The organism is Nocardioides sp. Soil805, from assembly GCF_001429625.1.
Taxonomy (GTDB): Bacteria; Actinomycetota; Actinomycetes; order Propionibacteriales; family Nocardioidaceae; genus Nocardioides.
The window spans coordinates 1,868,746-1,891,656 of the sequence record NZ_LMSU01000001.1 but is presented as its reverse complement, the minus strand read 5'-3'; the positions used below and the strand labels follow the sequence as shown (position 1 = coordinate 1,891,656).

At 73.6% G+C, this 22,911-nt stretch carries 26 protein-coding genes; 20 read left to right on the top strand and 6 right to left on the bottom strand.

Features of this window, described 5'->3' with window-relative positions; all coding sequences use genetic code 11:
• Positions 1-64 precede the first annotated feature (64 nt).
• The 4 genes from ASG94_RS09175 to ASG94_RS09160 all read left to right on the top strand — a co-directional run bounded on the left by ASG94_RS09175 (position 65) and on the right by ASG94_RS09160 (position 5,004).
• Positions 65-868: an N-formylglutamate amidohydrolase gene (locus ASG94_RS09175; RefSeq protein ID WP_056925956.1), complete on the top strand. Its 804-nt coding sequence runs from the start codon at positions 65-67 to the stop codon at positions 866-868.
• A complete protein-coding gene (locus ASG94_RS09170; protein WP_200958039.1) occupies positions 865-2,064 on the top strand; it encodes a flavohemoglobin expression-modulating QEGLA motif protein in 1,200 nt (399 codons plus the stop codon). Before ASG94_RS09175 ends, ASG94_RS09170 begins: the two co-directional genes overlap by 4 nt.
• The gene (locus ASG94_RS09165) at positions 2,061-3,101 is read left to right on the top strand and encodes a glutathione synthetase (RefSeq protein ID WP_056925955.1); all 1,041 of its coding nucleotides are present in this window, start codon (positions 2,061-2,063) and stop codon (positions 3,099-3,101) included. Before ASG94_RS09170 ends, ASG94_RS09165 begins: the two co-directional genes overlap by 4 nt.
• Before the next feature lie 79 nt (positions 3,102-3,180).
• Positions 3,181-5,004: a sensor histidine kinase gene (locus ASG94_RS09160; protein WP_056925954.1), complete on the top strand. Its 1,824-nt coding sequence runs from the start codon at positions 3,181-3,183 to the stop codon at positions 5,002-5,004.
• Between the two features lie 38 nt (positions 5,005-5,042).
• Here the strand turns inward: ASG94_RS09160 and ASG94_RS09155 are convergent, their stop codons facing one another.
• Positions 5,043-5,735 carry an NAD-dependent deacylase gene (locus ASG94_RS09155; protein WP_082624023.1) on the bottom strand — a complete coding sequence of 231 codons (693 nt, stop codon included), beginning with the start codon at positions 5,733-5,735 and terminating at the stop codon, positions 5,043-5,045.
• A 124-nt stretch (positions 5,736-5,859) separates the two neighbouring features.
• Between ASG94_RS09155 and ASG94_RS09150 the strand changes: the two genes are divergently transcribed.
• On the top strand, positions 5,860-6,525 hold the full coding sequence (locus ASG94_RS09150; protein ID WP_056925952.1) for a response regulator: 666 nt from the start codon (positions 5,860-5,862) through the stop codon (positions 6,523-6,525).
• A 25-nt stretch (positions 6,526-6,550) separates the two neighbouring features.
• Here the strand turns inward: ASG94_RS09150 and csrA are convergent, their stop codons facing one another.
• Genes csrA through flgN form a run of 5 tightly spaced genes read right to left on the bottom strand, consistent with a single transcriptional unit; the run spans position 6,551 to position 10,072 of the window.
• The gene (gene csrA, locus ASG94_RS09145) at positions 6,551-6,784 is read right to left on the bottom strand and encodes a carbon storage regulator CsrA (protein ID WP_056925951.1); all 234 of its coding nucleotides are present in this window, start codon (positions 6,782-6,784) and stop codon (positions 6,551-6,553) included.
• Between the two features lie 34 nt (positions 6,785-6,818).
• Entirely contained in the window at positions 6,819-7,229 is a 411-nt protein-coding gene (gene fliW, locus ASG94_RS09140) for a flagellar assembly protein FliW (RefSeq protein ID WP_056926397.1), read from the bottom strand.
• A gap of 8 nt (positions 7,230-7,237) precedes the next feature.
• On the bottom strand, positions 7,238-8,119 hold the full coding sequence (locus tag ASG94_RS09135) for a flagellin N-terminal helical domain-containing protein (protein WP_162260798.1): 882 nt from the start codon (positions 8,117-8,119) through the stop codon (positions 7,238-7,240).
• A gap of 14 nt (positions 8,120-8,133) precedes the next feature.
• Positions 8,134-9,534, bottom strand: a complete 1,401-nt coding sequence (gene flgK / locus ASG94_RS09130; protein ID WP_056925949.1) for a flagellar hook-associated protein FlgK — start codon at positions 9,532-9,534, stop codon at positions 8,134-8,136.
• A gap of 1 nt (position 9,535) precedes the next feature.
• A complete protein-coding gene (flgN, locus tag ASG94_RS09125; RefSeq protein ID WP_235537181.1) occupies positions 9,536-10,072 on the bottom strand; it encodes a flagellar export chaperone FlgN in 537 nt (178 codons plus the stop codon).
• Between the two features lie 202 nt (positions 10,073-10,274).
• Between flgN and ASG94_RS09120 the strand changes: the two genes are divergently transcribed.
• The 15 genes from ASG94_RS09120 to ASG94_RS09050 all read left to right on the top strand — a co-directional run bounded on the left by ASG94_RS09120 (position 10,275) and on the right by ASG94_RS09050 (position 22,908).
• Positions 10,275-11,120, top strand: coding sequence for a sigma-70 family RNA polymerase sigma factor (locus ASG94_RS09120; protein WP_082624022.1), 846 nt, complete (start codon positions 10,275-10,277; stop codon positions 11,118-11,120).
• Between the two features lie 122 nt (positions 11,121-11,242).
• Entirely contained in the window at positions 11,243-12,040 is a 798-nt protein-coding gene (locus tag ASG94_RS09115) for a flagellin N-terminal helical domain-containing protein (protein ID WP_056925948.1), read from the top strand.
• Positions 12,041-12,150: 110 nt separating this feature from the next.
• Positions 12,151-13,491, top strand: coding sequence for a flagellar filament capping protein FliD (gene fliD, locus ASG94_RS09110; protein WP_056925947.1), 1,341 nt, complete (start codon positions 12,151-12,153; stop codon positions 13,489-13,491).
• A gap of 12 nt (positions 13,492-13,503) precedes the next feature.
• Positions 13,504-13,881 carry a flagellar export chaperone FliS gene (fliS, locus tag ASG94_RS09105; RefSeq protein ID WP_056925946.1) on the top strand — a complete coding sequence of 126 codons (378 nt, stop codon included), beginning with the start codon at positions 13,504-13,506 and terminating at the stop codon, positions 13,879-13,881.
• Positions 13,878-14,234 (top strand): hypothetical protein, encoded by a 357-nt coding sequence (locus ASG94_RS09100; RefSeq protein WP_056925945.1) that lies wholly within the window; start codon positions 13,878-13,880, stop codon positions 14,232-14,234. The genes fliS and ASG94_RS09100 overlap by 4 nt, the downstream gene beginning before the upstream one ends.
• Before the next feature lie 254 nt (positions 14,235-14,488).
• Positions 14,489-14,848, top strand: coding sequence for a flagellar basal body rod protein FlgB (locus ASG94_RS09095; protein WP_156411488.1), 360 nt, complete (start codon positions 14,489-14,491; stop codon positions 14,846-14,848).
• Entirely contained in the window at positions 14,848-15,243 is a 396-nt protein-coding gene (locus ASG94_RS09090) for a flagellar basal body rod protein FlgC (protein ID WP_056925944.1), read from the top strand. The genes ASG94_RS09095 and ASG94_RS09090 overlap by 1 nt, the downstream gene beginning before the upstream one ends.
• The gene (locus ASG94_RS09085; RefSeq protein WP_056925943.1) at positions 15,240-15,557 is read left to right on the top strand and encodes a flagellar hook-basal body complex protein FliE; all 318 of its coding nucleotides are present in this window, start codon (positions 15,240-15,242) and stop codon (positions 15,555-15,557) included. The genes ASG94_RS09090 and ASG94_RS09085 overlap by 4 nt, the downstream gene beginning before the upstream one ends.
• Complete coding sequence (gene fliF, locus ASG94_RS09080; protein ID WP_056925942.1) at positions 15,554-17,149, top strand: flagellar basal-body MS-ring/collar protein FliF; 1,596 nt, start codon at positions 15,554-15,556, stop codon at positions 17,147-17,149. Before ASG94_RS09085 ends, fliF begins: the two co-directional genes overlap by 4 nt.
• Entirely contained in the window at positions 17,149-18,159 is a 1,011-nt protein-coding gene (gene fliG, locus ASG94_RS09075) for a flagellar motor switch protein FliG (protein ID WP_056926393.1), read from the top strand. The genes fliF and fliG overlap by 1 nt, the downstream gene beginning before the upstream one ends.
• Positions 18,143-18,745 (top strand): FliH/SctL family protein, encoded by a 603-nt coding sequence (locus ASG94_RS09070; protein ID WP_156411487.1) that lies wholly within the window; start codon positions 18,143-18,145, stop codon positions 18,743-18,745. The genes fliG and ASG94_RS09070 overlap by 17 nt, the downstream gene beginning before the upstream one ends.
• A complete protein-coding gene (locus ASG94_RS09065; protein ID WP_056925940.1) occupies positions 18,742-20,043 on the top strand; it encodes a FliI/YscN family ATPase in 1,302 nt (433 codons plus the stop codon). The genes ASG94_RS09070 and ASG94_RS09065 overlap by 4 nt, the downstream gene beginning before the upstream one ends.
• Positions 20,043-20,507, top strand: coding sequence for a flagellar FliJ family protein (locus ASG94_RS09060; protein WP_056925939.1), 465 nt, complete (start codon positions 20,043-20,045; stop codon positions 20,505-20,507). Before ASG94_RS09065 ends, ASG94_RS09060 begins: the two co-directional genes overlap by 1 nt.
• A complete protein-coding gene (locus ASG94_RS09055; protein WP_056925938.1) occupies positions 20,504-21,469 on the top strand; it encodes a transglycosylase SLT domain-containing protein in 966 nt (321 codons plus the stop codon). Before ASG94_RS09060 ends, ASG94_RS09055 begins: the two co-directional genes overlap by 4 nt.
• On the top strand, positions 21,466-22,908 hold the full coding sequence (locus tag ASG94_RS09050; RefSeq protein ID WP_156411486.1) for a flagellar hook-length control protein FliK: 1,443 nt from the start codon (positions 21,466-21,468) through the stop codon (positions 22,906-22,908). The genes ASG94_RS09055 and ASG94_RS09050 overlap by 4 nt, the downstream gene beginning before the upstream one ends.
• The last annotated feature ends 3 nt before the right edge of the window (positions 22,909-22,911 follow it).

Below are 22,911 nucleotides of genomic sequence, written 5' to 3'. Positions count from 1 at the left end.
GCCCACACCCCTGTGGGTGTGCGCGGTTGGCCGCCGGGCGAGGGCGGTCGGTAGACAGGCCCGCATGACGACAGGGAGAGGGACGTCCGGGATCGTCGCGTTCACCGGGGGCTGGGACACGCAGGTCGTGGCCACCTCCGTGCACGCGGGGCACGACCTGCGGCCCCGCGTGGCCGAGGCGATGGTGCTCGGCGAGGACGTGCGGCTGCGCGAGGAGGACCCGTACACCGACGTCATCGCCACGGCCGTCGAGTCGCGTGCGCTGACCTTCAGGTCCCGCTTCGAGGTCGACCTCAACCGCCCGCGCGAGGAGGCGGTCTACCGCAAGCCCGAGGACTGCTGGGGCCTGGACGTCTGGGCCGACGGCACGCTGTCGGAGGAGCTCACGACCGGCAGCCTCGAGGTGTACGACGAGTTCTACCGCCGCCTCGGCGAGCAGCTCGACGAGGTGGCCGCGCGCGGACCCTTCGTCCTGCTCGACGTGCACTCCTACAACCACCGTCGCGACGGCGTCGACGCCGAGCCGGAGCCCGCGGAGGACAACCCGGACGTCAACGTCGGCACCGGCACCCTGGACCGTGAGCGCTTCGGGGGCCTGGTCGACGACTTCATGACCGCGCTGTCGGCGGAGCAGGTCGGCGGCGAGCCCCTGGACGTGCGCGAGAACGTGCGGTTCCAGGGCCGGGCCGTCTCGTGGTTCGTCCACGACCGCTACCCGGACGTCGGCTGCTGCCTGGCGCTGGAGTTCAAGAAGACCTTCATGGACGAGTGGACCCGTGAGGTCGACCACGAGGGTCTCGCGGAGACCGTCCGCGCCCTCGGCGCCACCGTCCCGGTGCTCGAACGGGCCCTGGCCCGGCTCCGGTGAGCCCGGACAGCGAGCCGACGGGGCCCGCGTCGTCGGTGCCGGGGATCGCTCCCACCGACCGCGCGATCGACCACGCCCTGGCCCAGCTCTCCCGCACCTTCCGCTTCCTCCTCGACATCACGCCGGTCGACGCCGACGACGTCAAGGACGACTTCCTCGAGGGCGAGGACCCCGAGCCCGACTTCACCTACCGCGAGCTGGAGACCGACCCCGAGGTGGTCCGGGCCATGCTGGACGACATCAGCGTGTCGTCCGTCGAGGACGCCACGCTCGGCCACCTGCTGCGCGCCAAGCACCGGGAGATGGAGCTGCAGCTCGACATGCTCCAGGCGCGGGAGTCCGACGACTTCCTGCAGCTGAGCATCGAGCTGTACGGCGGGGTGTCGCCGGCCCTGCGCCGGCAGGCCGAGGCGCTGCTCCAGGCGGTCACCGGGACGGAGCCCCCGGGCGACGCCCTCGACGCCGAGGAGTTCCTCGCCCTGGCCCAGGCCGAGATCGCCCACTACCGCGAGGTCGACCCGGACCTGGAGATGCACGCCGAGATCAGGCCGGACGTGAACGGCGTCATGGTCTCCGGCGACACCCTGCTCATCGGTCCCGAGTCGCGGGTGCAGCGGGCCCGTGCGGCCGCCCTGCTGCACCACGAGGTCGGGACCCACCTCGTCACCCAGGCCAACGGCGCCCACCAGCCGATCAAGGTGCTGGGCGTCGGGCTGGCCGGCTACGACGAGACCCAGGAGGGCCTGGCCGTGCTCGCCGAGATCGCGTGCGGCGGGCTCACCGCCTTCCGCCTGCGCCAGCTCGCCGGCCGCGTCGTGACCGTGCACCGCCTCATCGACGGTGCGACGTTCGGCGAGGCCCACGAGGCCCTGGTGGCGGACGGCTTCCCGCGCGGGAGCGCGTTCACCACCGTGATGCGCGTCTACCGGTCCGGAGGGATGACCAAGGACGCCATCTACCTGCGCGGCCTCGTCGAGCTGCTCGAGCACCTCGGCGGCGGCGGTGCGCTCGACCTGCTCTGGCTCGGCAAGTTCTCGCTGGGGGACCTGCCCCTCATCGGTGACCTGCGCGACCGGGGCGTGCTGCACCCGCCACGGGTGCTGCCCCGCTACCTGCACGACCCGGCAGTCGCGGCCCGTCTCGACAGGGCCGCCGGGACCGAAGATCTCAGCACACTCCTGGAGGGACACCCATGAAGATCGGCTTCGTCGTGAACGACATCGAGACCGAGCAGGCGCAGTACACCACCAACCGACTGGCCATGGCGGCCAAGGAGATGGGGCACGAGGCCTGGTACATGGGCATCGGCGACTTCGCCTACGAGCCCGACGGCTCGTTGAGCACCAAGGCCCGGGCCGGTGACGCCAAGAGCTACCGCTCGCTGGAGCGGCACCTGTCCGACGTGCAGAAGCCCGAGGTCGAGCAGCTCATCGGGCTCGACGAGTTCGACGTGGTCATGCTGCGCAACGACCCCGCCGACGACGCCGAGAGCGACCCCTGGCGCAACAACGCCGGGGTGGCCTTCGGCCAGCTCATCGCCTCCACCGGCGTGCTGGTCGTCAACGACCCGACCAGCCTGGCCAACGCGCTCTCCAAGGCCTACTTCCAGCACTTCCCCGAGGTGGTCCGCCCGCGCACGCTCATCTCCCGCGACGAGGACATGATCGAGGAGTTCATCACCGACCTCGGCGGCAGGGCGGTCCTCAAGCCGCTGCAGGGCTCCGGGGGCGCGGGCGTCTTCCTCATCGACCGCAAGGAGGCGCCCAACCTCACCCAGATCATCGAGGCGATCTCCCGCGACGGCTACGTCGTCGCGCAGGAGTACCTCCCCGAGGCCGTCAACGGCGACGTCCGGCTCTTCGTGATGAACGGCCAGCCGCTCCAGCACCAGGGCGAGTACGCCGCGTTCCGGCGTACCAACAAGACCAAGGACATCCGCTCCAACATGTCCGCGGGCGGCACAGCCGAGAAGGTCACGGTCACCGACGAGATGCTCGCCATGGTCGAGGTGGTCCGCCCCAAGCTGGTCGCCGACGGGATGTTCCTCGTCGGCCTCGACATCGTGGGCGACAAGCTGATGGAGATCAACGTCTTCAGCCCCGGCGGCCTCGGGAGCGCGCAGAGCCTGTACGAGGTCAACTTCGCGCCGGCGATCATCGGCGAGCTCGAGCGCAAGGTCCACATCCGTCGCCACTACCCCGAGATCGACAACATGAGCCTCGCCACGAGCTGAGGGTCTGCACGTCCGTCTGCGTGAAACAGCCCCCATGACGCGGGTCCGCGTGTCATCGTGGGCGCTGGAGGTGAGGGGCATGACCGGCACGGAGCACGTCGTCGCGCCCGAGCGCCCCCACCAGGGGGGCTGGGGCGAGCCGGCCACCCGTGCCCAGCTGTGGCGCATCGCGGACGACCTGCGACGCCGCGCGGGCTTCGGCATCTGCGCGATCGAGGTCCGGCGCAGCGACGACATGATGGAGTTCGTGGCGATCGCCACCGACGACCCGGCCGCTCGCGAGCTCGAGGGGCAGAGCTCGCCCCTGGACGTCATGTACCCCGCCGTCGAGCTCGGCGAGGCGGTCGGTGTCTTCACCTTCGTGGCCTGGGAGGCGATGTCCCAGGAGGCCTGGGAACGCATCGAGCCGTACGTCGTCGTACCCGACGGGAAGATCACCGGCGACCCCCTCGCGTGGCACCCCCAGGACATGCTCGTCGCCCGGCTCATGGACGCCTCGGGTCGCCTGCGTGCCTTCGTCTACCTCGACGTGCCGGACTCGGGCCGGCGACCCACGCACGGCGACCTGCTCGCCATGGGAGCGGACCTCGACGTCGGGCTCCAGGCGGTCATCACCACCGTCGAGCGCGAGGAGTACGCCGCCGGCATCCGGCTGGCGACCGGCGCCCGGGCCGTCGTGCGCTCGGCGGTGAGCCGGCACGGGCTCACCGAGCTGCTGCGCGTGGCGAGCGAGGAGCTGCTGCGGTCGTTCCGTGCACAGCTGCTGGTGGTCGACGTCTTCGGGGAGACCCTGGTGGTGCACCCGGAGGCGTCCGTCGGGCTGCCCGAGCCGTCGTTGCACGCCGCCGTGCAGGCCTCCGCCCGCGCGTGCTGGGCGGGCCAGCGGGTGCTGCTCATGGACGGCACGCGGGTGTGGGGCGACGACGCCCTCGACGCCGAGCGCGGCGACGAGCTGGTCGCCTACCTGGCCGCCTCCGGGCTCGGTGAGGTGGTGGTGGTCCCCGTCGGCGCCGGCGACGAGGTGCTCGGCATGCTGGTCATCGCCCGGGCGGCCGGGCGCGCCGGCTGGACCGACGACGAGAGCTCGGCGGCGCTCGACGTGGGCCACGACCTGGGCCGCGCCATCCTCAACGCCCGGGCCTCCCAGCGCGAGCGGAAGGCGGCCGAGGAGCTGCGTCGGGTGGACGACTACCGCGCCGGGCTGATCGCGACGCTGGCCCACGAGCTCAAGAACCCGATCGGGGTCGTCTCCGGGCACGCCGAGATGCTCGCCTCGCTGGCCGACGTCGAGGGCCTGCCGCCGGCGGCGCTGGTGTCGCTCGAGGCGATCACCCGCGGCGCCGACCGGCTCGCCACCTTGGTCGAGGACCTGATGACGCTGAGCAAGGTGGGCGACCCCGCCCGCGAGCTCGACGCCGTGCCGGTCGACCTGCGTCGCCTCACGAGCACGGTCGTGGAGCAGGCGGGACTCGCCGCCGCGCAGGGCGGCGTCACGCTCGTCGGGGCCATGCCACCGGACCCGCTGCTGGTGCTGGGCGACGAGTCGTCGCTGACGAGCATGGTCACCAACCTGGTGACCAACGCGATCGGCTACTCCGACGCCGGGGGCGGGGTGCGGGTCTCGCTGTGGCGCCAGGGCGACGACGTCGTCCTCGAGTGCGCCGACGAGGGCCTGGGCATCTCCGCGGAGGACCAGGCCCGGCTGTTCACCGAGTTCTTCCGCAGCTCCAACACGGAGGCCCTCGGACGCCCGGGCACCGGGCTCGGCCTCACCATCACGAAGCGGGTCGTGGAGCGCCACGCGGGCCGGATCGAGCTCGAGTCCGAGCTCGGCGTGGGCTCGACGTTCCGCGTGCTGCTGCCGGTGGCCGAGCCCCCCGAGGCCCTCGTCGTCACCTGGTGACGGCCGTGCGGCCCCGCACCCGTCGACGGCCCGCCGGCCTAGAGGGCCGCGAGCACCTCGTCGACCCAGGCGGGCACCAGCTCGGTGGCCGGTCCGCGGCGGGACCGGTGGACGTCGCCGCTCGCCTCGCTCGGGTCCAGGTTGAGCTCGAGGGTCTGCTTGCCGTTGCCGAGGGCGTAGTGCACGAAGGCCGCGGCCGGGTGGACCAGACCCGACGTACCGATCGAGACGAAGAGGTCGCACGCCCACAGCGCCTCCTCGACGGCCTCCATGTCGTGGGGCACCTCGCCGAACCACACCACGTCGGGACGCAGCGTCGCCTGCCCGCAGGTCGGGCAGGCCGGGCGGTGGCCCAGCGGGCCGTCCCACTCCGTGCGCTCGTCGCAGGAGGTGCACCACGCCGCCCGCAACCGGCCGTGCATGTGGTGCACCCGGCGCGAGCCACCCCGCTCGTGGAGGTCGTCGATGTTCTGGGTGACGAGGTGGAGCCGGTCGCCCAACGCCTCCTCGAGCCGGGCCAAGGCCCGGTGCGCGGCGTTGGGGCGGACCCGGGCGAGGGCCGCGCGGCGCTCGTCGTAGAACCGGTGCACCAGGTCCGGGTCGTCGTCGTACGCCTCGGGGGTCGCCACGGTCATCGGGTCGTGGCCCTCCCACAACCCGTCGGCGTCGCGGAACGTCGGCAGCCCGCTCTCCGCGGAGATGCCTGCTCCGGTCAGGACGACGATGCGCACGCCACCACCCAACCATCCGACCTAGCACGGCCCGCGATCGGACCGACATCCGGGGACCCGCCACGCGGCGTGCGCCGGGAACCTACGCTGGGACCCGTCTCATCGGGGAGATGGAGGAGTCACCATGCCGCACGGCGTCGCGGAGGGCAGGATCCGCGTCTACCTCCTCGACGACCACGCCCTCGTACGCCGGGGGCTGCGGGCCGTGCTCGAGCTCGAGGACGACATCGAGGTGGTCGGCGAGGCCGGGACCGTGGCCGAGGCCGTGCCGCAGATCCTGGACCTGGTGCCGGACGTCGCGATCCTCGACGGCCGCCTCCCCGACGGCCACGGGATCGAGGTGTGCCGTCAGGTCCGCTCGGCGGACCCGCGCATCAAGGCTCTCATCCTCACCAGCTACGACGACGACGAGGCGCTCTTCAGTGCCATCCTCGCGGGCTCCGGCGGGTACGTCCTCAAGCAGGTCGACGAGTCCGCCCTCGTCAGCGGGATCCGGGCCGTCGTGCAGGGCCACTCGCTCATCGAGCCGGAGGTCGCGGTCCGCGTGATCGAGCGGATGCGGGGGGCCGGCACCGTCCCCGACGGCATCGACTCGCTCAGCGGCACCGAGTCGCAGATCCTCGACCTCATCACCGAGGGGCTGACCAACCGGCAGATCGGCGAGCGCCTCTACCTCGCGGAGAAGACGGTGAAGAACCACGTCACCACCCTGCTCGCCAAGCTGGGGGTCAAGCGGCGCACGCAGGCCGCGGTGATGGCCTCCGAGCTCCGGCGTCGCCGGTCGCGCTGAGGGCGTCGCCGACCGCGCTGAGGCTCTAGGGCCGGTCGCGCAGCGCGTGCAGCAGGGAGTCGACGGTGTCGTCGCTCGGGGAGGCGGCGTCCTTGTTGGACTGCTCGAGCTGGACGAGCAGCTCGGCGCGGTGCACCGCGACCGATCGTGGCGCGGTGATGCCGATGCGCACGACGTCACCGCGCACCTCGAGCACCGAGATGGTGACGTCCTCGCCGATCACGACACTCTCGCCCGCACGGCGGCTCAGGACCAGCATGCCGTCACGCTACCCGGTCGCGCCGAGGCACAGGTCACCCGATCAGCGGGGTGGCGACGGACAGGGCGGGGTCGTCGAGCAGGACCTGCACGGCCCGCTGCGTCGCGGTGTCGACGAGGACCGGTGCGGCCAGGTTGGCCGTCGTGGTGGCCAGGGACTCGCCGGCCGTCAGGACGCAGAGCATCACGATGTCGTCGAGCGAGGACGAGCCCAGCTCGGTGAGGACGTCCTCCTGCACCTCGGGGGCGTAGTCGGGGAAGAACGTCACCGGGGGCACGACCAGGAACCGCGTCCCGGGCCGGTCGATCGAGGTGAGGCTGCACAGCACCCCGTCGTCGTCGACCTGCACCAGCGCGAAGCGGGCCAGGTCGGGGAAGCCGGGCATCGGCTGCACCAGCTCGATCACCGGGATCTCGGGCAGGGCGCTGCTGGCGGGAGTCTCCATCGTGGCGATCATCGCAGAAAGTCCACCAGGCTCGGCTGCAGCACCCGTGAGGTGGCGGCGAGGGCGGCCTGGTAGGCGACCTCCTGCATCTGCAGCTCCATCATCGTGCGGGGCAGGTCGGCGCTCTCGATCTCGGCGAGGGAGCTGGTGAGCGTGAGCTCGACGTCGCCGGCGCGGGTCGCCGCCTGCTCGACCCGCACGGTCCGGGCGCCGACGTCGGCGCGGGCCATGGTGATGCGGCTCCCGTCCGCGGCCAGGGCGTCGAGGCCGACACCGATGGCCGTCCGGTCGCCGGCACGCAGCGCAGTGGACAGCGCGCTCAGGTGGTCGAAGACGTTGTCGCCGTCCGTGCCGAACGCGGCGGGGCCGGCCAGGGCCACGTCCACGACGCTGCCCTCGGCCACGGTGCGGTTCACCGCGCCGGTGTCGCCGGCGAAGGTCACCACGCCACCGGCCTGGCTGAACGCGACGGAGCCCGCCGTGGTCCCGCCCAGGACCGGGCGGTCGAGGTACGACGTGTTGGCGGTGGCGAGCAGGCCCGCCCGGATCTGGTCCACCTCGACGGCGAGGGCCTCGCGGGCCTCGGGGCCGGCCGAGCCGTTGGCACCCTGCTGCGCGAGCTCCCGCGCGCGTCGTACGGCGTCGCCCGCGGTCCCCAGCGTCGCGTCGATGGTGTTGAGCCAGCCCAGGCCGTCCTGCGCGTTGCGGGCGTACTGCTGCTGCGCTCCCGCCGCCGAGCGCAGGCGCATGGCCGAGCCGGCGTCGCCGGGGTTGTCGGAGGCGCGGTTGAGGACCCGGCCGGTGGACAGGTGCTCCTGGATCTGGGCCAACCGCGAGAGGCTGCCCTGGAGGTGGGTCATGGACCGGTCGGTCAGCATCGACTGGGTCACCCGGCCGATCGTCATCAGCGCACCAGCCCCGTGCGGTTGATGAGGGTGTCGAGCACCGAGTCCAGGGTGGTCATCACCCGGGCCGCGGCCTCGTAGGACCGCTGTGCCTGCATCATCGTCACCATCTCCTCGTCCAGGCTCACGCCGGACAGCTGCTCACGGGAACCGTCGACCTGGCCGGTGAGGTTCTGCTGGGTGGCCGCCAGGCGGCGGGTCGAGGCCACGTCACTGCCGAGGACGGTGACGAAGCGCTGGTAGGACTGCTCCGGGCCGGCGAGCGCGTTCGCCACGGCGGTGGCGTTGCCGCCGTCGCGGTTGGGACCGCCGCCGACCCCGGAGGCGGCGAGCAGTGCCGGGTCGGTGACCAGGAGGACGAGGGGGCCGCCGGGAGCCGCGGGGTCGACCCCGAGGAGCGGTCCACCGGGCGTCCCCTGCGCGTCGTACCCGGACCGGTGGGCCGCGTTGACGGCGTCGGCGACCTGCTGCGCGACGCCCTGCAGCGACGAGCGGAGGGCGGGCAGCGTGGTGGAGAGCAGCTCGACACGTCCGCCGGCCTGTCCACGCAGGCCGGCCACGGCGGTCGCAGCGCCACCGGGCGGGGTGACGGAGAGGGCCAGCGGGGCACCGTCCGCGGTGCCGTCGGGGTTGATGCCCGCGGAGACGTCCAGCCGGCCGGCGCGGTTGCCGGCGACGAGGGCGACGCCTCCCACGGTCACGTCGAGGCCGCCCTGGCCGTTCTCGACGGCCGTGCTGCCGGTCAGCTCGGAGAGCCGCAGCGCCATCTGGTCGCGCGCGTCGAGCAGGCCGGAGGCGTCGTTGCCGGTGAGCCGCGCGGCACTGATCGCCTCGTTGGTGGCAGCGAGGTCGGAGGCCAGGGCGTTGGCCTGGTCGAGGTCGGCGAGCAGCGCCATGCGCTGGTCGCCCTCCTCGGACTCGACGCTGCGACGCTGCACGGCCACGGCGTCGACGAAACCGGTGGCCGTCGCGAGCACCTGGGTGCGCGCCGCCGACGAGTCGGGGTTGTTGGCCAGGTCGTGCCAGGCGCTGCGGACGTCGGCCAGGGCGCCCGAGATGCCGTCCCCGGCGGGCTCACCGAGGGAGGCCTCCACGCGGGCCAGCGCGGCGGTGCGGGTGTCGAGGTAGGACTGGGTGCCGTGCTCACGGCGGGCGCGCGCGTCCAGCAGCGGATCGACGAGCCGGTCGAGCGAGCCGACCCGGACCCCGTCGCCGTGACCGTCGTACCGGCTCCACATCGCGGGCTGGGCGGGTGCGCCGACGGCCTCGCCGACCACCCGGCGGCGCGCGTACCCGTCGGTGGAGACGTTGGCGATGTTGCCGCTCGCGACGTCCATGACCGTCTGGTGGTAGCGCAGCGCACTGAGGGCGGTGTTGACCGAGCCGAAGGTGCCGGACACGTCACAGGCTCCGGTCGACGAGACGGTTGCGCAGCGGCTCGGCGGTGGCCGCGCCCTCGGCCGTGTAGCCGTCGGTGGACTCACCCATCGAGAGCAGCGTCTCCCGCGCGGAGCGGTAGCCGGCCGAGATGAGGTGCCGGTTGGAGTCCGCGAGGGCGCTGATCTCGGCCGTGGCGGCGACGAACGCCGCGCGGTGCTCGGCCAGGATCGTCGACCACGGCTCGTCCGCCGCCTCGGCCAGCGCGGCCAGGCTGGGGTTGCTGGACATGCCCGTCGCCGCGGCCGCCTCGTCCGAGGCCACCGCCCGCAGCACGTCGGTCTGGCGGATCGTCGCCAGCAGCGCGTCGATGTCGCGGGCGGCAGCGGCGAGCCAGCGGCTGCGGCCGCTGGCCAGCACCAGCTGCTCGACCTCGAGCTTGTAGTGCAGCTCGTCCAGCAGCTCGCGCTCGCGCCAGAGCACCAGGGAGAGCCGCTCCATCGCCTCCATCGTGGCGTCCACTCTCCCTGTGCCGGTGATGATGTCGTCGGTGCGCGTCACGGTGGACACATCGGGTGCCGCGGCCCGGACCTGAGGCGTTCGGGTGTCCGGTATGGACCATCACCGGGTCGCGGGGTGAGCCAGTCCGGCATGGCCCGTTCGGGTCAGGCCCGTCGGGACCACGGTCCCCGATGGATCCCACCGACGGCCCTTCGTCCACATTTCGTCAACGCAACGTCTACGGGACATCAACACTTCCGAGGTGCCCAGCAACAGCCCGTCCTCCGTGCCCTCCTCAGACGACCTGGTGACCTCCCACATCCCCCTCGTGGGTCACCTCGTCCGGGAGACGCTCGCGCGGGTGCCGGGCCACGTGGACCGCGACGACCTCACCTCCGCGGGACTCGCCGCCCTCGTGCTGGCCGCGCGGGCCTATGAGCCGGAGCGCGGGGTCCCGTTCGCCCGCTACGCCTCGACGCGCGTGCGCGGGGCCCTGCTCGACGAGCTGCGCAGCGTCGACTGGGCGACGCGTGCCGTGCGCCGCCGCGCGCGCGACCTCGACGAGACCAGGACCCGCCTCACCCACTCCCTCGGACGGGTGCCGACCGACGCGGAGGTGGCCAGCGCCCTCGGCCTGCCGCTCGAGGAGGTCGTGGCCAACCGCGAGGACCTCGCGCGCGCCCAGGTGCTCTCGCTGGAGGCAGGTGACGAGCACGGGTCGTACGCCGAGTCCCTGGCGTCCGCGTCCCTCACCCCGGAGCGGGCGCTGGAGCACCAGGAGCTGCTCGGCTACCTCGGCGAGGCGATCGCCGAGCTGCCCGAGCGGCTGCGACGCGTCGTCGAGGGCTACTTCCTGGACGAGCAGCCCATGGCGGAGCTCGCCGCCGAGCTGGGCGTGACCGAGTCCCGGGTGTCCCAGCTGCGGGCCGAGGCGATGGTCCTGCTCCGTGACGGCATCAACTCCCAGCTCGACCCGCACCTGGTGCCGCAGCACGAGCGTCCCGGCGGGGTCGCGGCCCGCCGGCGCGAGAGCTACTTCGCCGCCGTCGCCGAGCGGCACGCCGCGGCCCTGCGCCCGGTGCGGCACCGCGTCGCCACCAGCGCCTGAGCGACCACGGGAAAAAACTTCCGGTCGATCCCTCACGTGGGGCCACGACCGGCCGAACAGCACCTCGACGGAGTCCACGGACGGACTCCAGCTCGATCCCATAACCACGGAAGGAATCCATCATGGGTCTTCGCATCAACCAGAACATCGACGCGGTCAACAGCTACCGCAACCTGTCGGTCACCCAGGGCCAGATGTCCAAGTCGCTGGAGAAGCTGTCCAGCGGCTTCCGCATCAACCGCGCCGCCGACGACGCGGCCGGCCTCGCCATCTCCGAGGGCCTGCGCTCGCAGGTCGGCGGTCTCAAGATGGGTGCCCGCAACGCGCAGGACGGTGTCAGCCTCGTGCAGACGGCTGAAGGCGCGCTCACCGAGGTCCACTCCATGCTGCAGCGCATGAACGACCTGTCGGTCCAGTACAACTCGGGTGCCCAGAGTGCCGACTCCAAGACTGCGCTGGCGGCCGAGTTCGGCCAGCTCAAGACGGAGATCGGCCGGATCCAGGACAACACGAAGTTCAACGGCGACGCCCTGTTCGACGGCACCGCCAAGACCTTCCAGGTCGGCTACGCCAGCACCGACACGATCGACATCACGGCGACCGCGACGGGCGACTTCAAGACCAGCATCGCTGCCCTCGACATCACCACCTCGACCTCGGACGACGTCCAGGCGGAGATCACCAAGGTGTCGGGCCAGCGGGCCGAGCTCGGTGCCACGCAGAACCGCTTCGAGCACACCATCAACAACGTCAACGTCGCCATCGAGAACCTTTCGGCGTCGGAGTCGCGGATCCGCGACACCGACATGGCGGCCGAGATGATGAGCTTCACCCGCTCGCAGATCCTGTCCCAGGCCGGCACGGCCATGCTCGCGCAGGCCAACCAGGCCCCGCAGGGCGTCCTCTCGCTGCTGCGCTGAGGCTGACCGGCCAGCTTCTCCCACGGTGACGGGTGGGCCGCGGTCTCCGCGGTCCACCCGCCACCACCCGGGAGCGGCGGCCCCACGACGGGGAACGAGGGAGGACGACGATGAGCCCAGCGGCCAGCATCAGCGGCCTGGGGAGCGGCCTGGACACCGCCACCATCATCGAGCAGTTCATGCAGCTCGAGGCGGCCCAGCAGACGCGCCTGAAGTCCCGTGCGAACAGCGAGAAGTCCGTCGTCTCGATCCTCCAGTCCCTCAACACCAAGATCGCCGCGCTGGCGACCCGCGCCGCCGACCTCGCCAAGCCCGCCACCTGGGCCGCGGTCGCCGCGACGTCGACCGACGCCAAGGTGTCGGTGACCACGACCGGCACGGCCGGGCCCGGCTCGTTCTCGCTGCGCGTCGACCGGACGGCGGCGAGCCACCGGCTCGAGCACGCCACCGCCGTCGGGCTGGACGCCGCCGGCGCCGTGCCCGCGACGGTCCGCCTCGACCGCCTCGACGGCACCGCCGCGGTCGACCTCACGACCGACGGGACGCTCCAGGGCCTGGTCACCGCGATCAACGACCCGGCCAACGCCACCGGCCTGCGGGCCACCGCCGTCAAGGTCGGGACCGACGCCTACCGGCTGGTGGTGGAGTCCGCCGCCACGGGGGCGGCCTCGGACTACACCCTCACCGACGCGGTCGACGGCTCGGCGCTCCTCGGGGGGGCGACCCTGCGGGCAGGCCGGGACGCCCAGGTCACCGTCGGTGACTCGATCGTGGCCACGTCCTCGACCAACACCTTCACCGACCTGGCCGCGGGGGTGTCCGTCACGATCGCGGCCGGCACCGCGCCCGGCGCCACCGCGGAGGTGACCCTCGCCCGTGACCCGGCCACGCTGGCGACGTCGCTCAAGGGCCTCGTGGACGCGGTCAACGCCGCGCTCGCCGACATCGACACCCAGAGCCGCTCCGGCGGCGTCGCGGGGTCGAGCGGGCCGCTCTCCGGCGACCGCGGGGTGCGCGAGGTGCGGGACCGCCTGCTCGCCAGCGTCTTCCCCGGCGACGGCACGACGCTGGCCGACCTGGGCGTCCAGACCGACCGGAGCGGCCGGCTCGTCCTCGACGAGGCGGCGTTCCGGAAGGCGTACGAGGCCGACCCCACCGCCGTGCAGACCCGGATGACCGCCGGCGGCACCGGCTTCGTCGCCCGCGTCGCGGAGGCCGCCAAGGCGGCCACCGACCGCACCACCGGCATCCTCACGACCGCCATCACCGGCCGCAACGAGTCCATCAAGCGGCTCGACGACGGCATCGAGGCGTGGGACATCCGTCTCGAGCTGCGGCGCACCACCCTCACTCGTCAGTTCACGGCCCTGGAGACCGCCCTGAGCCGGATGAACAGCCAGTCCTCCTGGCTGTCCGGCCAGATCTCCTCCCTCACGACATCGGGAAGCTAAGGAAGGCACCCCATGACCAACGCTGCATCGGCCTACACGACGGCCTCCGTCCAGACCGCCAGCCCCGCGCGGCTGCTGGTCATGCTCTACGACCGGCTCGTCCTGGACTGCCGTCGCGCCATCATGGCGCAGCGTGCCGGCGACCACGCCGCCGCGCACGGCCACCTGCTGCACGCGCAGGACATCGTCGCCGAGCTGCAGAGCAGCCTGCGCCCCGAGCTGTGGGACGGGGCCGAGGCCCTCAGCAGCCTCTACTCGCACCTGCTCGTCCAGCTCGTCCAGGCCAACGTGCGACGCGACGCGACGGTGACCGCGCAGTGCCTCGACCTCATCGTCGGCCTGGCCGACGCGTGGCGCCAGGCCGCCCTCGAGACGGCGACGTTGGCGTGAGCGCCCTGATCGTCGAGGAGGAGGGCACGGCCCACCTGATGGTCGCCTGGGAGACCGTGCTGGACCGCCTCGAGGCCGACGTGCGGATCTCCGAGCGGATGCTCGCCGACCTCGAGGCGGACCTCGAGATCGGTCGCGACGCCGGGGTCGGCACGTGGACGCCACTCGCCGTGGACGGACCCCTCCCCGAGGCGCTCGTCGGGCGCGCCCGCGAGCTCGAGCGACGTCAGGCGGCCCTGCGCGAGGGACTCGTCCGGGCGATGGCCGACACCCGCGCCGGACTGGCCCGCGTCCGCCGCACGGCCTTCGCCGAGGCGACCTCCGCGCCGGCGTACGTCGACGTCTCTGCCTGACCGCCTGCCTGACCGCCCGCCTCACCGCGGGCCCTGATCGCACGGCCGTCACGGGTGTGACCACCTGGTCGGACCAGCCGGCATGACCCGGCCGGGTGGTGCCGACCGGGACCAAGGTCCCCGACTCGTGTGGCAGGCCTGTTGACTTCTCCACAACTCCTCAACACCGCACGCGTGGCGCCGATGCGGAGGGTGAGCACGGACCGCTCACCCCCCGCCGAAGGACCGGCACCACCTCTCCTGGAGGAGAACGCGTGTCCCTCGGCATGCCCGATGCCGTCTCGTCGGTGCTCGCCTCGGCCCTCGACGGCCTGGCGACCCGGCAGAACGTGATCGCCGACAACATCGCCAACGTCGACACCCCGGGCTTCCGGGCGACGAGCGTCGACTTCGAGACCTCGCTGCGTGCCGCGATGCAGCGCGGGGAGATGTCCGCCGACGGGGTGGCCCCGACGACCCAGGCCTCCAACGCGCCGGTGGGGACCGACGGCAACAACGTCGACCTGCGCCAGGAGTCGCTCTCCGCGGTGCAGACCCAGTTCCAGTACCAGATGATGACGCGCGCGGCCTCCGACCACTTCGCCCTCATCACCACCGCGGCGGGGTCCTTCTGATGGGCGCCTTCGACATGCTGCGCATCGCCAACTCCAGCCTGGGCATGCACCAGACCTGGCTCGACGCGCTCGCCCACAACATTGCCAACGCCAACACCGTCACGGCCACCAGCGACGACGCCTTCCAGGCGCAGATGGTGGTGGCGACCGCCCGCCCCGAGGGTGGGGTCGACGTCGCGGGCATCGAGCTCGGCGACGCCGAGGGGCTGCTGGTGCACGATCCCGACCACCCGCTCGCCGACGCGGACGGCATGGTCCGCACCCCGGCCATGGACATGTCCGTGCAGATGACGTCGCTCGTGCAGGCCCAGCGCGGCTTCCAGGCATCGGTCCAGGTCACCAAGACCGCCCAGGACACCTACGGCGCGGCACTGCAGATCGGACAGGGTCGATGAGCATCGGCGGCATCGAGGCCATCGGCTTCACCCCCCTCGCCGCCCCCGTGGTGTCGGCGCCGGCGTCCCCCGCCGCGGCCAGCGGCCCCGGCAGCGACTTCGGCAGCATGGTGCTCGACGGCATCGAGCGGCTCGAGGGCGTGCAGGACAAGGCTGACGGCCTCGCCGTCCGTGCGGCGTCCGGCACCCTGCCCAACATCCACGACTACACCCTGGCCGCCACCGAGGCGGAGGTCGCGACCAAGCTCACCGTCGCCGTGCGCAACAAGGCCATCGAGGCGTTCAGCGAGATCATGCGGATGCAGGTCGGATGAAGGCCGGGATCACGCGCGCGCTGGACCGCTACCGCCGGTCGTTCCTGCTGTTCACGCCGGGGCAGAAGGTCGTCACCGTCGTCGGCAGCCTGGCCCTGCTCCTCGCGGCCTTCATGGTCTTCCGCTGGGCCTCCGCGCCGTCGTACTCGCCGCTCTACACCGACCTCGCGCCCGAGGACGCGTCCGCGGTCGTCGAGCAGCTGCAGGCGGACGGCATCGCCTACGAGATCGGCGGCGGAGGCGGCACCATCTCGGTGCCGAGCAAGGACGTGTACGCGACCCGCATCGCGCTGAGCGGGGAGGGCATCCCCTCGCACAGCAGCGACGGCGGCTACGCCCTCCTCGACGGGCAGGACATCTCCACGTCGCAGTTCAAGGAGCAGACCGACTTCAAGCGGGCGATGGAGGGCGAGCTGGCCGCCACGATCGAGGCCATCGACAGCGTGGACACCGCGGTCGTGCACCTCGCCATGCCCCCCAAGCAGGTCTTCGCCGAGGAGCAGGACCCGGCCACCGCCTCCGTGCTGGTCGACACGCGGGCCGGCACCGAGCTCGACCCCGACCAGGTGCAGGCGATCGTGCACCTCGTCGCCTCCAGCATCGACGGGCTCGACCCCTCGAAGGTCACCGTCGCCGACTCCACCGGACGGGTGCTATCCGACGGTGGCGACCCCGCCGACGGCATGACGACCGGTCGCAACCGGCAGGTCGAGGAGTACCAGGACCAGCTGAACGCCAAGGTGCAGACGCTGCTGGACCAGGTGTTCGGCCCCGGCAACTCGTCGGTGCAGGTGACCGCCGTCCTCGACTTCGACCGCAAGGTCACCGAGACCACCACCTACGGCTCCCAGAAGAACGCGCCGACCCTCTCGGAGTCGGTGCAGGACGAGACCTACTCCGGCAACGGCGCCCCCGGCGGCGCCGGCGGGGTCGTGGGACCGGACGCGCAGCTGGAGACCGGCGGCGCCGGGACGGACGGCAGCTACAGCAACACCTCCACCGTGCGCGAGAACGGCATCGACAAGGTCGTCGAGCAGTCCGAGACCGCGCCCGGGTCGATCAGGTCCCTGCACGCCGCGGTCGTGGTCGACACCAACTCCGAGGTGGTCGTGGACGCCGCCGAGATCGACGACCTGGTCTCGGCGGCCATCGGGCTCGACGTCGAGCGGGGCGACACGATCGCGACGTCGGTCGTGCCCTTCGACACCTCCGTCGAGGACGCCAACGCGGCGGCCCTGGCGGAGGCCAAGGCGGCCGAGGCCGCGGCGAGCCGCAACGCCTGGATCCGCAACGGCGTGCTCGGCGGCGTCGTGCTGCTGCTGGTCGGCCTGGCGTGGCGCCGGTCGCGACGCAGCGCCCAGGCACGTGAGGACGCCACGTCGTACGTCGTGGAGCAGCTGCGCCAGGAGCAGGCCGAGAGGGTCGCCCTGCACGCCCTCTCCGAGCGCGCCGACGACACCGCCACGCAGCTGGCGCTGGCCCCGGTGCCCGCCGGCGTCGACGGGATGCGCGACGAGCTGGTCGCCCTCGTGGAGCGCCAGCCCGACGAGGTCGCCGCGCTGCTGCGCGGCTGGCTGGTGGAGCGTCCGTGATGGCGACGATGACCTCCGCCGGGGCCCGCAAGGCAGCCATCGTGCTGGTGCGCCTCGGCAAGGACCGCGCCGCGCAGGTGCTGGCCCACATGAGCGAGGACGAGGTCGAGGCGGTCTCGAGCGAGATCGCCCAGCTCGTCTCCGTCCAGCCGGACGAGACCCGCGACGTGATGGGCGAGTTCTCCGACCTGCTCGCCGCGCGCCAGCACCTCCTCCAGGGCGGGATGGACCTCGCCCGGGACCTGCTGCAACGCTCCCTCGGCGAGGACCGGGCCGAGGAGGCCCTGCAGCGGCTCAACGCCAGGGCGATCCAGCTCCCGTTCCAGTTCCTGCACCGCGCCGATCCCGCCCAGCTGCGGTCCTTCATCTGCGACGAGCACCCCCAGGTCATCGCCCTGGTGCTGGTCCACCTGTCCGCCGAGAAGGCCTCGCTCGTGCTCTCCGGGCTGTCCTCGGAGCTCCAGGCCGAGGTGGCGCACCGCATCGCCGTCATGGACCGTGCCAACCCCGACACCGTCCGGGTCGTGGAGTCGGTGCTCGAGCGACGTCTCTCCTCGGTGCTCCAGCCGAGCGACTCCTCGCGCGTGGGTGGTCTCGGACCGCTCGTCAGCATCATCAACCGCGCCGACCGCTCCACTGAGCGCCAGATCGTGGACGGGCTCGAGAGCCTCGACGCCGGCCTGGCCGAGGAGGTGCGCAGCCGGATGTTCATGTTCGAGGACATCGTGGGCCTCGGCGACCGGGACGTGCAGCAGGTGCTGCGCCAGGTCGAGTCGTCCGAGCTGGCGCTGGCGCTCAAGGGCGTCTCGCAGGAGGTGCGCGACAAGATCACCGGCAACCTGTCCGAGCGGGCCGCCGAGAACGTGCTCGAGGAGGTCGAGCTGCTCGGCCCCGTCCGGCTCACCCAGGTCGAGGAGGCCCAACAGTCGGTCATCCGCACGATCCGGGCGCTCGAGGAGCGCGGCGACATCGTGGTGCGCCGAGGAGGCGACGATGAGTTCATCGACTGACGCCGCCCCCCGGTGGGCCGCGCCTCCCGCGATGACAGGCATGCGGATGCCCGAGCTGAGCCTCGTCGAGACCACGCGCTCGGCGGCGCGTGCCCAGGGGTACGCCGTGGGCTGGGCCGAGGGACGTCGCGAGGCCGAGGCCGCCGTACGCGCCGAGACCGACGACCTGGTCCGCGCCGCCGCTGCGGCCGAGGACCGTCGGGCGGGCGAGCACGCCGCCGCCCTCGCGGCGCTGGGCGAGGCCGCCGCGTCGCTGCGCGAGGAGCTCGCCCGCACCTGTCGTCGCGTCGACGAGCAGGCCGGCGGGCTCGCGCTCGAGCTGACCCGGGCCCTGGTGGGTGCCACGACCCCCGACCCCGCGCACGTCCTGGCCCGGGTCACCGGGCTGCTGCCCGAGCACGCCGTGTGCTCGGTCCGGCTCCACCCCGACGTCGCCGCGACCGCGGGCGACCTCGGCGCGCTGGGGATCTCGGTCGTGCCCGACCCCGCCCTCGGTCCGGGGGACGCCGTCGCCCGGGCCGACGACCACGTCGTCGACCTGCGCGTCGACGAGGCGCTCGCGCGGCTGCGGGAGGCGCTGTCATGAGCCTGCTGACCTCCGACGTGCGCGCGCGTGCCCTCGGGGCCGTCGCCCCCCTGCGCCTCGGCCAGGTGGCCGAGCTGCTCGGCCTCCAGGTGCGGGTGACCGGCCTGCCCGCGGCCGTCGGCGACCTCGTGTCCGTCGAGGGGCGCACCACCGTCCTCGCCGAGGTCGCAGCCAGCGGCCCCGCCGGGCTCACCTGCCTCCCTCTCGGCGAGGTGACCGGCCTGCGGGTCGGGGACGTCGTGCGCCACACAGGCGGCCCCCTGCAGATCGGCGTCGGCGACGCGCTCCGCGGTCGGGTCCTCGACGGCCTCGGTCGCCCCGTCGACGGCGGACCCTCCCTCGACGACCTGCCGCGGGTGCCCGTCACCCACCCGGTCCCGCCCGCCCTCAGCCGCCCGCGGATCGAGGAGCAGGTCGGCCTCGGCGTGCGGGCGCTCGACGCGCTGACCCCCTGCGGGCGCGGCCAGCGGATCGGCATCATGGCCGGTTCCGGTGTCGGCAAGTCCAGCCTGCTGTCGATGATCGCGCGGGGGACCGACGCCGAGGTGTCGGTGATCGCCCTGGTCGGCGAGCGAGGGCGCGAGGTCCGCGAGTTCATCGAGAACGACCTCGGGCCCGAGGGCCTGGCCCGCTCCGTCGTCGTGGTGGCGACGTCGGAGGCCCCGCCGGTCGAGCGGCTGCGCGCGGCCACCGTCGCGACCCGCATCGCCGAGTGGTTCCGCGACAGCGGCCGCGACGTCGTGCTGATGATGGACAGCCTCACCCGGGTCGCCATGGCCCAGCGCGAGATCGGCCTCTCCGCCGGTGAGCCCCCGGCCACCCGCGGCTACCCGCCGAGCGTCTTCACCCTGATGCCGCAGCTGCTGGAGCGGGCCGGGACCTCCGCGACCGGCAGCATCACCGGCCTCTACACGGTGCTGGTGGAGGGCGACGACATGCAGGACCCCATCGGCGACACCGCGCGCTCGATCCTGGACGGCCACGTCGTCCTCTCGCGACGGCTCGCCACCGCGGGCCACTTCCCGAGCATCGACGTCCTCGAGTCCCTCTCCCGGGTCGCGGGCGCGGTGACGACGCCCGCGCAGCGTGCGGACGCGACGCGGCTCCGCCGGCTGCTGGCCGCGCACCGGTCGGTGCGCGAGCTGGTCGAGATCGGCGCGTACGTCGCCGGTGCGGACCCCGACGCGGACGTCGCGCTGGCCCGCATGCCCGCCATCGACGACTTCCTCCGCCAGGAGATGGACGACCCGACCCCGACCGCGGACACCTGGCAGCGACTGCGGGAGCTGGTGTCGTGATGGCGAGCAGGACCGACGTGGCCGCCGACGCCGGCATGCGGGCCGTGGCCCGGGTGCGCGGCGTGCGCGAGCTGGACAGCCGGCTCGGGCTGGCGCGTGCCGCTGCCGACGAGCGCGAGGCCGCCCGGCGCCTCGCCGCCGTGCAGGACCGTCTCGTGGCCAGCGCGGTGCCCGAGACGAGCGACCCCGTGTCGTTCGCCCTCGGTCGTCTCGCGGCGTCCGGGGTGGCCACCGAGCTCGCGGACTCCCGCCGCGCGCTCGCCGCCGCGGGGAACCTCACCGCGGCCGCCCGCGACCACTGGCAGCGCGACAGCACGCGACTCTCCGCCGTCGAGCTCCTCCTCGAGCGCCGCCAGGAGCAGCGACGCGCCGAGCGGCTGCGCCGCGAGACCGCCGAGGTCGACGACCTCGTGGCCGCCCGCTGGCTGCGCGCTCGCCGCCGCTCCGGGGGAGGGGCACCATGAGCATCACCGACGTGACCTCGCGCATCGCCCAGATCCAGGCCCAGCTGGGCATGCTGCCCCGCGCCACCTCGGCCGTCGCCGGCGCCTCCTTCTCCGGGGTGCTCTCGCGCGCCGCCGTGGCGGCACCGGGTGCGGTCACCGGTGCGGTCACGGGCGAGCAGGTCGTCGCCAAGGCGCGCGAGATGGTCGGCCTGCCCTACGTCTGGGGCGGCACGGACCCGGAGCGCGGCGTCGACTGCTCGGGCCTCGTGCAGTCCGCCTACTCCGCCTTCGGCATCGAGCTCCCGCGGCTCTCGGCCGACCAGGCCCGCTCCGGCACCGAGGTGCCCAGCCTCGCCGCGGCCCGGCCCGGTGACCTGATCGCGTGGGACAACTCCAGCCGCAACGTCGGAGCCGACCACATCGCGATCTACCTCGGCAACGGGCAGATGATCGAGGCGCCGCGCCCCGGCGGCCGGGTGCAGGTCGTCCCGGTCACGACGCCTCCCGACTACATCCGCCGAGTGCTGCCGGACGTCGCGGTCACGCAGCCGGTGGCGGGTTTCACCGCGGGCGTGCCGACGTCGCGCGTCCCCGAGGGAACGCCGTACTCCTCGCTGTTCGAGCGCGCCGGCGCCGCGCACGGGATCGATCCCGCGCTGCTGGCCGCCGTCGCCCGGCAGGAGTCCGGCTTCGACCCCGCAGCCGTCAGCCCGGCCGGTGCGCAGGGCCTGATGCAGCTGATGCCGGGCACGGCGAGCGGCCTGGGCGTCACGGACCCCTTCGACCCGGCTCAGGCCGTCGACGGTGCTGCCCGCCTGCTCGACGACCTCATCGGCCGCTTCGGCCAGGTCGACCTCGCGCTCGCGGCCTACAACGCCGGGCCGGGTGCGGTCCTGCGCTACGACGGCGTGCCGCCCTACCCCGAGACGCGCGCCTACGTGCAGTCCGTCATGTCCGCCTGGCAGGAGTCCGCAGCATGACCGTCAGTCCTGTGCCGACCGCTCCCGTGGTCCCGGTCCTCGCCCCGGACGCCGTGGCGGGCCATGCCTCGGTCTCGTCCTCCGGCTCCGGGGACGCGGGCGCGGACGTCTTCGCCGCGCTGGTCGCCGGCCTGCTGGCCCCGGCCGCCGGATCCACGGCGGCGGGACTGGGGGAGGAGCCCGGTGCGCCCGCGGCTCCCGCCGAGGAGGCCGCGACCGACGGGCCGACCGCGCCCGTCGTCGTGCCCCCGGCGGCGTTGCCGGTGTGGCCGTTGCTCGTGGACCGGCCCGTCGCTGTCCAGACGGACGACGTACCGGCACCCGGTGCCGCGGGGGGTCCGGCCCCGACGTCCGGGCCCCCCGTCGCCGGTGCCGTGTACGACGCGTCGTCGCGCGCCGCCGCCATCCCGGCGGCCCCCGGGTCCCCGGCCGCCCCCGGGCACATCGCGGCTCCGGCGACCCCCGAGGCCCCCGTGGCTCCCACGACCCCGGGTGCCCTGGCGGCTCCCGCGGCCCCGGTCGCTCCGGCGAGCCAGGTGACCCGGCCGGCGGCCGTGGCGCCGGCTGGCCTGCCGGCCCAGGCGGCTCGAACGGCCCTCGCGGCCCCCGTCGCCCCGGAGGCCGCCGTGGACCCTGCGTCCCCGGCCGCCCCCGAGCAGACCGCGGACCCGACGCACCCCGCCGCCGAGTCCCGGGACACGACGGCGAGCGGCTCGGTCACCGGGGCTGCTGCGACGTCGCCCTCGCCCGGAGCGGACCCCGCCGTCCCCGCGGCAGCCCCGGCGCCGGTCCCCGCGCCGGCCTCGCCGCCCGGCGCGATGACGGACCCGGTGACCGGCCTGACGACCGGCCCGGTGACCGGCCCGGCGGCCGTCGCCGCGCCGACCGCTGTGGTCGCGCCCACCGCCCCCGAGGGCGCCCGGACCGGACCGGTGGTGGCTCAGGTCGTGCCGGAGGTGACCCGGATGGTGTCCCGCGGCGACGGCGTGCACCGCCTGACCATGCGGCTCCAGCCGGAGGCCCTCGGCGCCGTGCGGGTGACGCTGACCGTCCGCGACGGCGAGGTGCACGTGCAGCTGGCCGCCGGCGAGGACGCCCGACGGGCCCTGGCGGAGGGTGCCCCCGAGTTGCGGCGGGTGCTCGAGCTCGCCGGCGCGTCGGACGCCCGCGTGGTCGTGCGCGACCTCGCGGGGACCGCGGTGGGCCCCCTCGCCCCCTCGACCCCCGGCGGCAGCGCCGGGCCCCTCGACCAGTCGCCCGGCCCCCATGCGGGCACGGGCGGCGACGCCTCGCAGCCCGGCACGGGCCGGGGCGAGCAGGACCAACGCGCACGGACGCGTGGTGGAGCACCGGCCATGGACGGCCTCATCGATGGAGCGAACCCGCTCCGTCCCGACCCGGTCGGCGGTGCCCCGCGGGGCATCGACCTGACCATGTGAGGA